Below are 12,679 nucleotides of genomic sequence, written 5' to 3' on the forward strand. Positions count from 1 at the left end.
AGAGCGATCGTATTCTGTTCACCGTGACGACCGGTCGACTGCTACTGGCCGCGACGCCGTTGGGCCAGGCAGGCGACGCGTCCGCGCGGCTGATCGAGGCGCTGGGCAGCGCCGACGTCGTCGCCGCCGAGGACACCCGGCGCATCCGGACGCTGGCCCAGGCCCTCGACGTCACGCCGACGGGCAAGGTCGTGAGCTTCTTCGACCAGAACGAGGCCGCCCGGGTGCCATGGCTGGTCGAGGAGATCGCGGGTGGTGCGACCGTGCTGGTGGTCAGCGACGCGGGGATGCCGCTGATCAGCGATCCGGGCTATCGGCTCGTCGCGGCGTGCGCCGAGGCGGGGCTGACGGTCAGCTGTCTGCCTGGCCCGTCGGCCGTCACGACCGCGCTCGCCGTGTCGGGGCTGGCTTCGGACCGGTTCTGCTTCGAGGGCTTCGCGCCGCGCAAGCAGGCCGCCAGGGTCAGCTGGTTGGCGACGCTCGCGGCCGAGCGGCGCACGTGCGTGTTCTTCGAGTCGCCGCGACGGCTCGCCGAATGCCTGCGCGACGCGGCCGGCCAGCTGGGACCCGACCGGCAGGCGGTGGTCTGCCGTGAGCTGACCAAGACCCACGAGGAGGTCAAGCGCGGCACGCTGGCCGAACTCGCCGAGTGGGCCGCCGACGGCGTGCTCGGGGAGATCACCGTGGTGCTGGCGGGCGCGGTGCCCCACGTGGACGTGGGCACGCTGGTCGCCGAGGTCATCGCCCGGGTCGACGCGGGCGCCGGAGTCAAGGACGCCTGTGCCGAGGTGATCGCCGAGAATCCCGGCGCGCCGTCACGGCGCGAGCTCTACGACGCGGTCCTGCGGGCCCGCGCCTGAGTACCCGACCGGGGCCGCCTTGTGCAGGCACTCGCGCCATTCGGCGTCGGGATCGGAGTCGGCCGTGATGCCCCCGCCGACGCCGAGCACCGCGCCCCCCGCTGCGTCGAACTCGACGGTGCGGATCGCGACGTTGAGCTCGGTGCCGGCGACTGGAGAGGCCAAACCGAGCGTCCCGCAATAGATTCCGCGGCGGTCCGGCTCCCATGTCGAGAGCAGTCCGCGGGCGCGCCCCTTCGGCGTGCCGGTCACCGACGCCGGCGGGAACGTGGCCGCCAGGATCTCCGACATCGGCACGTCGGCCGGCACGCGGGCCGCGACCGTCGACACCAGATGCCACACTCCCGGCGCGCGTCGCACCACCAGCAGTTCGGGCACCGAGACCGACCCGGTGACGGCGACGCGGCCCAGGTCGTTGCGGACCAGGTCGACGATCATCACGTTCTCGGCGACGTCCTTGACCGAGGCGCGCAGCGCCGACGGCGGCTCGCTCAGCGGCAGGGTGCCCTTGATGGGGCTGGAGAGCACGCCGTCGCCAACCCTGGCGAGGAACAGCTCGGGCGACAACGACGCCACCGCGCCCCACGGCCCGGTGAGGAACGCCGCCCTGGCCGGAGCGGTCCGCGCCACCGCGTCGGCGAAGAAGTCGACCGGCGCACCGCTGACCTGCCCGCGCAACTGCGTGCATACGCACGCCTGGTAGACCTCTCCCGCGGCGATGGCGTCCAGACAGGCCAGCACGCCCGCCCGGTGCATGTCACGATCGGCGTGGACCCATGCGATCTCACATGACGCCGCGGCGGGTGCGCTGGTCAGCGCCGGGGCGAGCCAGCTCGCAGCGCCCGTTCCGGAGAGATTCTCGTACCACCAGGTGCCGTCGGCGTCCTGCCGCAGCACGTCGTCGGTCCAGCCGCCTGCCGCGGCGGGAATGCGACCGCCCGCGCCGTCGCTTCCGGCGTCGGGATAGGACAGGTAGCCGAGCCAGCCGCCACCGACCGCATCGCCGGGCGCTCCGGGGGAGACGTCGAACACGTGCGCCGGGTCGACGGGCTCGATCGTCACGCTCGGAGCGATGACCGCCAGGGAGCCGAACCAGCGTCCGGTGAGCGCTGCGGGCGGCGGCAACCCCAGCCGGCTGGTGGCGGCGGCCAGACTCCGTAGCACCTCCGGGGCGCTGAGCGTCGAGGCGATCCGGTCGATCCGCACCGGCCTAGCTTGTCACGCACGCTCGCTAGCGAGCGATCTCCCTGGCGACCGTCACGCCGACGAGCTTCTCGGGATTGCGCATGGCGTAGAAGTGCGTGATCACACCGTCGGTGATCTCCACGGTGATGACGCCGACCAGCGCGTCGTCGACGAATAGGACCAGGGCGGGGGCGCCGTTGTAGCACGCGGGCTCCACCCGCGTTCCGTCACCGGCGAGCCGTAGCAGGCCCATGACGAGTCGCGCGACCTTGTCCGCGCCCACGATCGGCCGCCGGGCCGCGCTGGCCTTGCCGTCGCTGTCGGCGGTCCACACCACGTCGGGCGCCAGCATCGCCAGCAGGGCGTCGACGTCACCCGTGGAGGCCGTCGCGAAGAACTGCACGGTGAGCTCCAGCGAGCGCTTCGGGTCGACGGGGTCGAACCGCTTGCGCCGGGATTGCACGTGCTCTCGCGCGCGGTGTGCCATCTGCCGCACCGCCGCGGTGGACCTGCCCACCGTCGCGGCGATCTCGTCGTGGCCGAAGCCGAACACCTCGCGGAGCACGAACACCGCACGCTCGTCGGGGGTGAGCGTCTCGAGCACCACCATCATCGCCATCGACACCGATTCGGCGAGCACGACGTCGGCCGACGGGTCGGTGGCGTCGATCAAGAGCGGTTCCGGCAGCCACGGCCCGACGTACTCCTCGCGCCGGCGGGCCTGCGACCGAAGGGCATTCAACGCCTGCCGCGTGACCAGCCGCGCCAGGTAGGCCCTCGCGTCGTGCACCTCGGCCAGATCCACCTCGGCCCAACGTAGATAGCTCTCCTGCAGCACGTCGTCGGAATCGATTGCCGAGCCCAGGATCTCGTAGGCGATGGTGAACAGCAGCGGCCGCAGGTCGGTGAACCGGTCGGCGTGCTCGCTGGTGTTCATCGCACGGCTGCGGCCGGGGTGCGTGCCGCCAGCTGCTCGGCCCGCTTGCCGCCCTTGAGCCAGAAGTACGAGCCGGGCTTGCGCGCCTCCCTGGTCAGGAACGAGACCGTGCTCTTGCAGACGGCCTCCTTGACCACCGCTGCCGCGCGCCCGCCGATGCGGAACCGCGTCGGCCGGTCGTCCAGGTGGGCCAGCTGGACGACGCCGGCCTTGCGGCCCAGGCTGACGCACTGGCCGGTGAAGGCCTGGTTCACCGCTGCGGGTGCGGTGCCGGCGATGCGGCTGAGCACGGTGTTGGCGGCCTGCGCGCCGAGCGGGATCGCCGCCTGGCAGCTCATCCGCAGCGGGTGGCCCGACGGCGCGCAGGCGTCGCCGGCACCAACGATGCGCGGATCGTCGACGCTGGTGAGCGTCTCGTCGGTGAGCAGCCGGCCGATCGCGTCGGTGGTCAGACCGCTGCGGGCCGCCAGGTCGGGCACTCCGAACCCGGCCGTCCAGATGGTCACGACGGCGGGCAGCTCGCGGCCGTCGGTGAGCAGGACCGAGTCCCGGCGCACCTCGGTGACCTTCGCCCCGGCCCCCTCGAGCACCGTCACGCCGAGGGCGCGCAGCCGCTTGGCCACCGACCTGCGGACGGACGCGTGAAAGTACGGGCCGAGGACCTCACCGCACACCAGGGTGACGGTCTGGCCCTCCTCGGCGAGTTCGGCGGCGACCTCCAGGCCCGTCGGGCCCGCGCCGACGACCACGACGGGTGCGCTGGGATGCACCTCGATCAGTGCCGTCCGCAGCTGCTCGGCATGCTCCAGTTCCGAGACGGCGTTGGCGAATTCGGCGGCACCGGGGACGGTCGGTGCGGCACCCGTGCTGCCGACGGCGTAGATCAGGTAGTCGTATCCGATGCCGTCGCCGGAGCCGAGTGTGACGGTGCGGGCCGGCGCGTCGATCGACTCGGCGGTGTCGACCACCAGGCGGACGTCGTCGGCCAGCACGTCGCCGAAGTCCACCACCGCGTCGTCGGACCCGGTGATCAGCTGATGCAGCCGGATCCGCTCCACGAACGTGGGCCGGGGGTTGACCACCGTGATCGCGACGTCGGGATTCAGCCGCAGATGGTTGGCGGCCAGTACGCCGGCGTACCCGCCGCCGACGACGACGACTCGGACGGGTTCACCCGTGGTGGGTTCTTCGTGCTTCGCTTCGATGTTGGTCATGCCCCCCAAGACACCTCCGACCGTCGAAGTGTGACACCTTGGGCCGCCGACGTGACGCAGATCACTCCACCTGATGGCGGGGGAACACGCCCTCCGGCGTCGGCAGGGCCGTGCCGGGGGCCAGGCGGGTGCCAAGCGCCGCGAACTGGCGCGCCTCGGCGGGCTGGCCCAGCAGGTCGAGGAGCTTGGCGGCCGAGGTGGGCATCACCGGCTGGATCAACAGCGCGGCGATGCGCACCGCCTCCAGCGTCGTGTAGAGCACCGTGCCGAAGCGCTCCTGGTCGGCCGCAGCCTCGGACTTGCGCAGCACCCAGGGCTCTTGGGCCGAGAAGTACCGGTTGGCCGCGCCGAGCATCAGCCAGATGGCCTCCAGCGCCTGATGCATGGCCGGCACCTCGTAGTGGGCGCGCACCTTCTCGAGCAGCCCGTCGGCGAGCGTCAGCAGCGCGGTGTCGTCGTCGGTGAACGGGCCGGGCTGGGGCACCGTGGCGTCCAGGTTCTTGGCGACCATCGACAGCGATCGCTGCGCCAGATTGCCCAGCTCGTTGGCCAGGTCGGTGTTGATCCGGCTGATGATGCCGTCCTCGCTGTAGCTGCCGTCCTGACCGAATGGCACCTCGCGCAGCAGGAAGTAGCGCACCTGGTCCAGCCCGAAGGCGTCGACTAGCTGTGACGGGTCGACCACGTTGCCGACCGACTTGCTCATCTTCTCGCCGCTGTTGAACAGGAAGCCGTGGGCGAATACCCGTCGCGGCAGCTCGAGTCCGGCCGACATCAGGAACGCCGGCCAGTACACCGTGTGGAAGCGGATGATGTCCTTGCCGATCATGTGCAGGTCGGCGGGCCAATACTTGCGGAACGCCTCGGAGCCGGTGTCGGGGTATCCCGCGCCGGTCAGGTAGTTGGTCAGTGCATCCACCCAGACGTACATCACGTGGTCCGGATGGTCGGGGACGGGCACGCCCCAGTCGAAGGTGGTGCGCGAGATCGACAGGTCGCGCAGGCCGCCGGAGACGAAGCTGACGATCTCGTTGCGCCGGACGTCAGGGCCGATGAACTCCGGGTGCGCCTCGTAGTGCGCCAGCAGCCGGTCGGTGTAGGCGGACAGGCGGAAGAAGTAGGTCTGCTCCTCGGTCCACGTGACCGGGGTGCCGGTCTCGGTGGAGACTCTGGTGCCGTCGGCCAGCACCTCCAGCTCGTCCTCGGCGAAGAAGCGCTCGTCGCGCACCGAGTACCAGCCGGAGTAGGAGTCCAGATAGATGTCGCCGGAGGCGTTCATCGCGTTCCAGATCGCGATCGAGGCTTCGACGTGGTCGGCGTCGGTGGTGCGGATGAACCGGTCGAAGGAGATGCCGAGCTTGGACTGCATGGCCTGGAACGCATCGGAGTTGCGCCGGGCCAGCTCGGCGGTCGGGATGCCCTCCGCGGCGGCCGTCTGCGCCATCTTCAGACCGTGTTCGTCGGTGCCGGTCAGGAACCGGACGTCGAATCCGTCGAGGCGTTTGAAGCGCGCGATGGCGTCGGTGGCGACGTATTCGTAGGCGTGCCCGATGTGCGGCACGCCGTTGGGGTAGGCGATGGCGGTGGTGATGTAGTACGGCTCGCTCATTTGGCCTTCACCTTATTGTGTCGTGGTGAGTTCCCATGGACGGAGGAGTGAGCCGCCGCCCGCACCGGAGCCGTTGGCTCCCTTGATCGACGCCCACACCCATCTCGACGCCTGCGGCGCGTCCGGCCCCGACGACGTCCACGCCATCCTCGATCGGGCGGGTGCGGTCGGCGTCGAGGCCGTCGTGACGATCGCCGACGACCTGGATTCGGCCCGCTGGGCGGTCCGCGCCGCGGACTGGGATCCGCGCGTGTACGCGGCGGTGGCTCTGCACCCCACGCGGGCCGACGCGTTGACCAACGCCGCCCGGGCCGAGTTGGAGGTGCTCGCCGCGCACCCGCGGGTGGTCGCGATCGGGGAGACCGGCATGGATCTGTACTGGCCGGGCAAGCTGGACGGCTGCGCGCAGCCGGCGGCGCAGCGGGAGGCCTTCGCCTGGCACGTCGACCTGGCCAAGCGCACCGGCAAGCCGCTGATGATCCACAACCGGGACGCCGATGCAACGGTGCTGGACGTGCTGGCCGCCGAGGGCGCGCCCGAGCAAGTCATCTTCCACTGCTTCTCGTCGGGTCCGGAGATGGCGCGCACCTGTGTCGACGCGGGCTGGCTGCTGAGCCTGTCGGGAACCGTCAGCTTTCGCAACGCCCACCAGCTCAGGGAGGCCGCCGCCCTGATCCCCGCCAACCAGCTCCTGGTGGAGACCGACGCGCCGTTCCTCACCCCGCACCCGTTTCGTGGGGCACCGAATGAGTCGTACTGTCTGCCCTACACCGTGCGGGCATTGGCCGAGGTCGTGGACCGGCCCGCGACCGAAGTGGCTCGCGACACCCGCGACAACGCCGCACGTACCTACGGAATCGGCAGGTGAGGGCAAGTTGCCGCGACCTGGGGATTTCGTTACCGTCCTGTAATCAGGGTGGTCGGCCCGCGGACATTAGTTCGTTGCTGGCCCAATAGTCGGGAATGTTTCTTTGAATTTCTTGCATGAGCTTCACGAAGCACGTTCGCCTCACATGCGGCTGGTCGTCGCCACGATGCTGGTGGCTTTGACGTTTGCTGGCGGGTATGCGGTCGCCGCGCACAAGACGGTGACGCTGACGGTCGACGGTTCTTCGGTCACGGTGTCGACCATGAAGACGCGCGTCATCGACGTGGTCAGGGAGAACGGTTTCGACGTCGGTGAGCGCGATGATCTGCGTCCGGCGGCCGACGACGCTGTGCAGCAGTCGGAGAACATCGTGTTGCGGCGCAGCCGCCCCGTGCAGATCTCGGTCGACGGTCAGAACAGCCGTCAGGTCTGGACGACGGCGGGCACGGTACAGGAGGCGCTGGCCCAGCTGTCGATGACCGACACCGCTCCGGCGGCGGCGTCGCGCGGCAGCCGCGTGCCGCTAGCGGGCATGTCTCTGCCGGTCGTGGGCGCGCGCACCGTCCAACTCGACGACGCCGGGGTCATCCGGACAGTGCGGTTGGCGGCGGCAAACGTGGCAGGTTTCCTGGAGGCCGCGGGCGTGCCACTGCAGCAAAGCGACAGCGTCGTACCGCCCGCGAATTCCCCGGTGGTCGACGGAATGTCGATCCAGGTGACCAGGGTTCGAGTCGCCAAGGTGACGCAGGTGATGCCGCTGCCGCCGGCCAACGAGGTCATTCCCGATCCGACGATGAACATGAGCCGGCAGGTGGTCGAGGACCCCGGAATGCCGGGCACGCAGACCGTGACTTTTGCCGTGGCGACGGTCAACGGTGTGGAGACCGGCAGGCTGCCAGTAGCCAATGTCGTAGTCGTTCCAGCCCGTGACGGACGGCTTCGAGTTGGCTCGAAACCCGGCACGGAAGTACCTCCGGTATCGCAGGGAGACACGTGGGATGCCCTTTCGCGGTGCGAAGCAGGAGGTAATTGGGCGATAAACACCGGTAACGGTTTTTACGGTGGTGTCCAATTCGACCAAAACACATGGGAGCGAAACGGCGGTTTGCGGTATGCTCAGCGGGCTGATCTGGCTACGAGGGAAGAGCAGATCGCGATTGCTGAGGTCACTCGGGCTCGCCAAGGTTGGGGCGCCTGGCCCGTGTGTAGTGGAAGGTTGGGAGTGCGCTGACGATTCGGCTACTCGGGCGGACCGAGATAAGGCATTTGGCAAAGGAACTCGAGTTCCGGCCGCGGAAGGCGTTTGGACAGAATTTCGTCCACGACGCCAACACCGTGCGCCGCATCGTGTCGGCGTCTGGGGTGAATCGCAACGACATCGTGCTCGAGGTGGGGCCGGGCCTCGGCTCGCTCACCCTCGCGCTGCTCGACCGCGGCGCCAAGGTGACCGCCGTCGAGATCGACCCGCTGCTCGCACGTCAACTTCCCCAGACCATCGGTGAACATTCGCACAGCGAAGTCAACCGGCTCACGGTCCTCAACAGTGACGTGCTCGACCTGATGCCCGCCGACCTCGAGGAGCAGCCCACCGCCCTGGTGGCGAACCTGCCCTACAACGTCGCCGTGCCCGCGCTGCTGCACCTGCTGGCGCAGTTCCCGACCATCCGCACCGTCATGGTGATGGTGCAGGCCGAGGTCGCGGAGCGGCTTGCCGCCGAGCCCGGTGGCAAGGACTACGGCGTGCCGAGCGCCAAGGTGCGCTTCTACGGCACCGTCCGCCGCCACGGCATGGTTTCGCCGACGGTGTTCTGGCCCATTCCGCGTGTCTACTCCGGGCTGGTCCGCATCGACCGTTACGAGACGTCCCCGTGGCCGACGGACGACGACTTCCGCAAGCAGGTGTTCGAGCTCATCGACATCGCCTTCGCGCAGCGCCGCAAGACCTCGCGCAATGCCTTCGCGGAGTGGGCGGGTTCGGGCAACGAGTCCGCCGAGCGGCTGTTGTCGGCCAGCATCGACCCCGCCCGCCGCGGTGAGACGCTCGGCATCGCCGACTTCGTCCGTCTGCTTCAGCGTTCGGGGCGCATCCAGGCTCCCCAGCAGCCGAACGTCCGGGTGTACTGAGCGCTGCCGCTCGATACGCCCGGACCTCGGCTGCGGCCGGCTAGCTGCCCTCGTCCTTCGACTTCTGGGCTTCCCTCTTGGCTGCTTCGACGTTGTCCTTGCCCAGTAGCTCGTCCATGAGCGGCGTCTCCGCGTACACCGGGTAGTTGCCGGTGATGCCGACGCGCTCTTTCGCCATCTGCAGCACCCTGCCGCGCACGGCGTACCAGCCGCCGATCAGCACCGGCACCAGCACGACGATGGCGATTGCGTTCCAGTAGTTCTCGATGCACATCAGCACCGTGACGGCGAGCAGGAACGCCAGCGTGGCGTAGCTCGTGTACGGGGTGCCGAACAGCCGGAAGCTGGGACGTTCGAGGATGCCCTTCCGTGACCAGCGGTACAGCTGGATCTGGCAGATCACGATGGTGCCCCACGACGCGATGATGCCGAGGGCCGAGAGGTCCAGCGCGATGTTGAACGCCTCGGCGGGCACCACCAGGTTCAGGAATACGCCGATCACCGTGAAGCACGCCGTGAGCGCGATACCCGCCCACGGGACACCGCGGCTGGACATCTTCGCGGTGAACTTGGGCGCGCTGCCGTTCATCGACATCGACCGCAGGATGCGACCGGTCGAGTACAGCCCGGCGTTCAGGCTCGACAGGGCGGCCGTGAGCACCACGAAGTTCATGATGTCGCCGGCCGCGGGCACCCCGATGCTGGAGAAGAACGTCACGAACGGACTGGTGCCCGCCTTGTAGGCGGTGTAGGGCAGAAGCAGGGCCAGCAGGATCAGCGAGCCGACGTAGAAGATCGCGATCCGGAAGATGACCGAGTTGATCGCGCGGGGCATGACCTTGGGCGGGTCCGCGGTCTCGCCGGCCGCGGTACCCACCAATTCGACTGCGGCGTAGGCGAAGATGACGCCCGAGGTGATGACGACTAGCGCCAGCAGGCCGTTGGGCAGGATGCCGCCGTTGTCGGTGATGACCGAGGGACCCGTCGTCTCGCCCTTGACCGTGAACCGGCCCGCGAGGAAGACGATGCCGACCACCAAGAAGGTCACCAGCGCGATGACCTTGATCAGCGCGGCCCAGAATTCCATCTCGCCGAACCACTTGACCGAGATCATGTTGATGCTCAAGACGATCACCAGTGCGATGAGCGCGATGAGCCACTGGGGTACCGCGTCGAACGTGCCCCAGTAGTGCATGTAGAGCGCGATCGCGGTGACGTCGACGATCGACGTGCACGCCCAGTTGAAGAAGTACATCCAGCCGGCGACGTAAGCCGCCTTCTCGCCGAGGAATTCGCGCGCGTAGGAGACGAACGAGCCCGACGACGGGCGGTGCAGCACCAGTTCGCCGAGGGCGCGGAGGATGAAGAACACGAAGACGCCACAGATGGCGTACACGATGAACAAGCCGGGGCCTGCGGAGGCCAGGCGGCCGCCGGCACCCATGAAGAGTCCCGTGCCGATGGCGCCCCCGATGGCGATCATCTGCAGTTGCCGCGGTTTCAGGCCCTTGTCGTAGCCCTCCTCCTCGTGGGCGAGTGCTGAATTATCGTATGCGGTCGGAGAATCCGTCGTCATTTTGCGAAGCTAGCTGCCGATGGCCGAAGACGTCGGCTCGGGTGGTAAACGTTGCGTTAAGTAACCATTTACGGCAGCGTCAGCGCAGGACCCGGGCGATGAGCGAGACGAACTCAGCGCAGGACTGATATCGCAGCTCGGGTGTCTTGGCCATCGCCTTGGCCAGTATCGAATCGAAGGCACGCGGCACCCAGTCGAACCGTCTGGAGTACTTCGGCAGCGGACTGTTGAGATGGGCGTCGACCAGCGCCATCGACGTCAGTGCGGTGAATGGTGGAGCGCCCGTGAGCAATTCGACCGCCGTGCAGGCCAGTGAGTACTCGTCGGAGGCCGCGGTCGGCGCATGTCCGCGCAACACCTCCGGTGCGACGTAGGGTAGCGACGCCTCGACGTGCGTCGGTCGTCGCCCGCCGTCGTCGGTGAGAGCCCTGGCGATGCCGAAATCGGTCAGTACGGCACCGCCGTCGGAAAACGATTCGCAGACAAGGATGTTGGCGGGCTTGACGTCGCAGTGCACGATGCCGAGGCTGTGGATGCGGTCCAGTGCACCGGCGATCTGGGCCAGCGCGGTTAGCTTGTCCGCGCGCGAGTTCAGCGCCAGCACGGTGCCTCCGGCGACGAACTGCATCGACAGCCAGCCCGGGCCGCATTCGTACATGACCACCACGTGCGGCCCCGCCGTGCGCTTGGCGAACTCGAATTCGCGCAGCAGCCTGGCCATGTGCGACGGGTCGTGGTGCGCGGGATCGAGCACCTTCAGTGCGACCGGCAGAGCCGGGTCGGAGGCATGATGGGCCCGGTACACCGTTGCGGAACCGCCGTGTCCCACGACGCCGTCGATGACGTAGTCCTCGAACGAGTCCATCGGTGCCAGCATCCTCGGATTGGGTTCGGGCCTCGGTCCCGCCGGACGGCGAATGGCGCAGGCGTGATCCTTGACACACCTTTTGGGCAAGCCTTAGCGTGAGGCCACCACGGTATCCGTACGACGGTTGCCGAGCGGCGGGATCGACGAGGGGTATCTCACCACTTCCGTACCCGGTGCGAGGGCGGCGACAGTACTGTCGTGGCGTGCCCCGGTCCGACACTGCCGCCGAATGGGTGTCGACTGGGTCGGTCACGGTCCGCGTCCCCGGCAAGGTCAACCTCTACTTGGCCGTCGGCGATCTGCGCGACGACGGCTATCACGAGCTCACCACGGTCTTCCACGCCGTCTCGCTGTTCGACGAGATCACCGTTCGCAACGCCGACGTGCTGTCGCTCGAGGTGTCGGGCGAGGGCTTCGACGACCGCGGGTGCTCCCTTCCGCTGGATGGGCGCAACCTGGCCTGGCGCGCCGCGGAACTGATGGCCGAGCACGTCGGTCGCGCACCCGACGTGGCCATCTCGTTGGAGAAGTCGATTCCCGTGGCCGGCGGCATGGCGGGTGGCAGCGCCGACGCCGCGGCCGTACTGGTGGCAATGAACGCACTGTGGGAACTCGGCGTGCCCCGGCGGGATCTGCACGCCCTGGGAGCCGAGCTCGGCAGTGACGTCCCCTTCGCGCTGCACGGTGGCACCGCCCTCGGCACCGGCCGCGGCGAGCAGCTCGCCACGGTGCTCTCGCGCAACACCTTCCACTGGGTGCTGGCCTTCGCCGACGGTGGCCTCTCCACCCCTGCGGTGTTCGGGGAGATCGACCGGTTGCGGGCGGACCCCGCCAGGGAGCAGCCCTCGCGGCTGGCGGATCCCGAACCGCTGCTGACCGCGCTGGCCTCGGGGGATCCGTATCAGCTGGCCCCGCTGCTCGGCAACGACCTGCAGCCCGCCGCGCTGAGCCTGGATGCGGGATTGCGGCGCACGCTACGGGCAGGTGTCGACGCCGGCGCGCTGGCGGGCATCGTGTCGGGGTCGGGGCCGACGTGTGCGTTCCTGTGCCCGTCGGCGTCGGCGGCCGTCGACGTCGGTGTTCAGCTGTCGGGGGCGGGCGTGTGCCGCACGGTCCGCGCGGCCAGTGGCCCGGTGCCCGGTGCCCGGGTCGTCCCGGCGCCGTCGCGTACGGTGTGACCCACGCGACAATTCCTCGATGAGTTTGGCAGTTACTTAAGGGTCTCTTAAGATGATCGACGGTGAAGACTAGCGGTTCAGAGTATGACGTGCCGACTTCCCCCACCGGCCCCGCCGGTGGGCGGCCATTCAGCGTCGACGCCGATCGTCCCGCCGCTTCCGTTTCGAGACGAGAATGCACCCCAATCGTGTGCGGGTCCTTGATGGAAAGCACGCGTCAACAGGTGGAACATGGAAAAGCGCGCGTCGCCACAGTGGCC

11 protein-coding genes are annotated in these 12,679 nt (G+C 68.8%); 5 read left to right on the top strand and 6 right to left on the bottom strand.

Annotation, left to right across the window (positions count from 1 at the left end):
* The first annotated feature begins 23 nt into the window (after nucleotides 1-23).
* The gene (rsmI, locus tag SBI80_RS12375; protein WP_318974942.1) at nucleotides 24-860 is read left to right on the top strand and encodes a 16S rRNA (cytidine(1402)-2'-O)-methyltransferase; all 837 of its coding nucleotides are present in this window, start codon (nucleotides 24-26) and stop codon (nucleotides 858-860) included.
* Here the strand turns inward: rsmI and SBI80_RS12380 are convergent.
* The 4 genes from SBI80_RS12380 to metG form a co-directional block, all read right to left on the bottom strand.
* Nucleotides 816-2,066 carry an aminodeoxychorismate synthase component I gene (locus SBI80_RS12380; RefSeq protein ID WP_318974944.1) on the bottom strand — a complete coding sequence of 417 codons (1,251 nt, stop codon included), beginning with the start codon at nucleotides 2,064-2,066 and terminating at the stop codon, nucleotides 816-818. The genes rsmI and SBI80_RS12380 overlap by 45 nt on opposite strands.
* A 25-nt stretch (nucleotides 2,067-2,091) precedes the next feature.
* Entirely contained in the window at nucleotides 2,092-2,982 is an 891-nt protein-coding gene (locus SBI80_RS12385) for an RNA polymerase sigma-70 factor (protein WP_318974945.1), read from the bottom strand.
* Nucleotides 2,979-4,196, bottom strand: a complete 1,218-nt coding sequence (locus tag SBI80_RS12390) for an NAD(P)/FAD-dependent oxidoreductase (protein WP_318974946.1) — start codon at nucleotides 4,194-4,196, stop codon at nucleotides 2,979-2,981. Before SBI80_RS12390 ends, SBI80_RS12385 begins: the two co-directional genes overlap by 4 nt.
* A 61-nt stretch (nucleotides 4,197-4,257) precedes the next feature.
* Nucleotides 4,258-5,805, bottom strand: coding sequence for a methionine--tRNA ligase (gene metG / locus SBI80_RS12395; protein WP_318974948.1), 1,548 nt, complete (start codon nucleotides 5,803-5,805; stop codon nucleotides 4,258-4,260).
* A gap of 25 nt (nucleotides 5,806-5,830) precedes the next feature.
* On the opposite strand from metG, the gene SBI80_RS12400 reads away from it, so the two are divergent.
* The 3 genes from SBI80_RS12400 to rsmA all read left to right on the top strand — a co-directional run bounded on the left by SBI80_RS12400 (nucleotide 5,831) and on the right by rsmA (nucleotide 8,797).
* The gene (locus tag SBI80_RS12400; protein ID WP_318974950.1) at nucleotides 5,831-6,673 is read left to right on the top strand and encodes a TatD family hydrolase; all 843 of its coding nucleotides are present in this window, start codon (nucleotides 5,831-5,833) and stop codon (nucleotides 6,671-6,673) included.
* Nucleotides 6,674-6,818: 145 nt separating this feature from the next.
* Nucleotides 6,819-7,904 carry a resuscitation-promoting factor gene (locus SBI80_RS12405; protein ID WP_413232703.1) on the top strand — a complete coding sequence of 362 codons (1,086 nt, stop codon included), beginning with the start codon at nucleotides 6,819-6,821 and terminating at the stop codon, nucleotides 7,902-7,904.
* Nucleotides 7,901-8,797, top strand: coding sequence for a 16S rRNA (adenine(1518)-N(6)/adenine(1519)-N(6))-dimethyltransferase RsmA (gene rsmA / locus SBI80_RS12410; protein WP_318975252.1), 897 nt, complete (start codon nucleotides 7,901-7,903; stop codon nucleotides 8,795-8,797). The genes SBI80_RS12405 and rsmA overlap by 4 nt, the downstream gene beginning before the upstream one ends.
* Before the next feature lie 40 nt (nucleotides 8,798-8,837).
* On the opposite strand, the gene SBI80_RS12415 is transcribed toward rsmA, so the two are convergent.
* Together SBI80_RS12415 and SBI80_RS12420 are read right to left on the bottom strand one after the other, a co-directional pair.
* Nucleotides 8,838-10,373: an amino acid permease gene (locus tag SBI80_RS12415; protein WP_318974954.1), complete on the bottom strand. Its 1,536-nt coding sequence runs from the start codon at nucleotides 10,371-10,373 to the stop codon at nucleotides 8,838-8,840.
* Between the two features lie 79 nt (nucleotides 10,374-10,452).
* Nucleotides 10,453-11,250 (bottom strand): serine/threonine-protein kinase, encoded by a 798-nt coding sequence (locus SBI80_RS12420; protein ID WP_318974955.1) that lies wholly within the window; start codon nucleotides 11,248-11,250, stop codon nucleotides 10,453-10,455.
* Nucleotides 11,251-11,444: 194 nt separating this feature from the next.
* Here SBI80_RS12420 and SBI80_RS12425 point away from each other — a divergent pair, with 194 nt between their 5' ends.
* Complete coding sequence (locus tag SBI80_RS12425; RefSeq protein WP_318974956.1) at nucleotides 11,445-12,419, top strand: 4-(cytidine 5'-diphospho)-2-C-methyl-D-erythritol kinase; 975 nt, start codon at nucleotides 11,445-11,447, stop codon at nucleotides 12,417-12,419.
* Nucleotides 12,420-12,679 lie beyond the last annotated feature (260 nt).

It is taken from the genome of Mycolicibacterium sichuanense, assembly GCF_033741125.1.
Taxonomy (GTDB): Bacteria; Actinomycetota; Actinomycetes; order Mycobacteriales; family Mycobacteriaceae; genus Mycobacterium.

What these genes read in the sequence shown, in the direction of transcription:
- SBI80_RS12415 (WP_318974954.1), bottom strand. Translation starts at nt 10,373, where the DNA reads ATGACGACGGATTCTCCGACCGCATACGATAATTCAGCACTCGCCCAC.
- SBI80_RS12390 (WP_318974946.1), bottom strand. Translation starts at nt 4,196, where the DNA reads ATGACCAACATCGAAGCGAAGCACGAAGAACCCACCACGGGTGAACCC.
- metG (WP_318974948.1), bottom strand. Translation starts at nt 5,805, where the DNA reads ATGAGCGAGCCGTACTACATCACCACCGCCATCGCCTACCCCAACGGC.
- SBI80_RS12405 (WP_413232703.1), top strand. Translation starts at nt 6,819, where the DNA reads ATGCGGCTGGTCGTCGCCACGATGCTGGTGGCTTTGACGTTTGCTGGC.
- SBI80_RS12420 (WP_318974955.1), bottom strand. Translation starts at nt 11,250, where the DNA reads ATGCTGGCACCGATGGACTCGTTCGAGGACTACGTCATCGACGGCGTC.
- SBI80_RS12385 (WP_318974945.1), bottom strand. Translation starts at nt 2,982, where the DNA reads ATGAACACCAGCGAGCACGCCGACCGGTTCACCGACCTGCGGCCGCTG.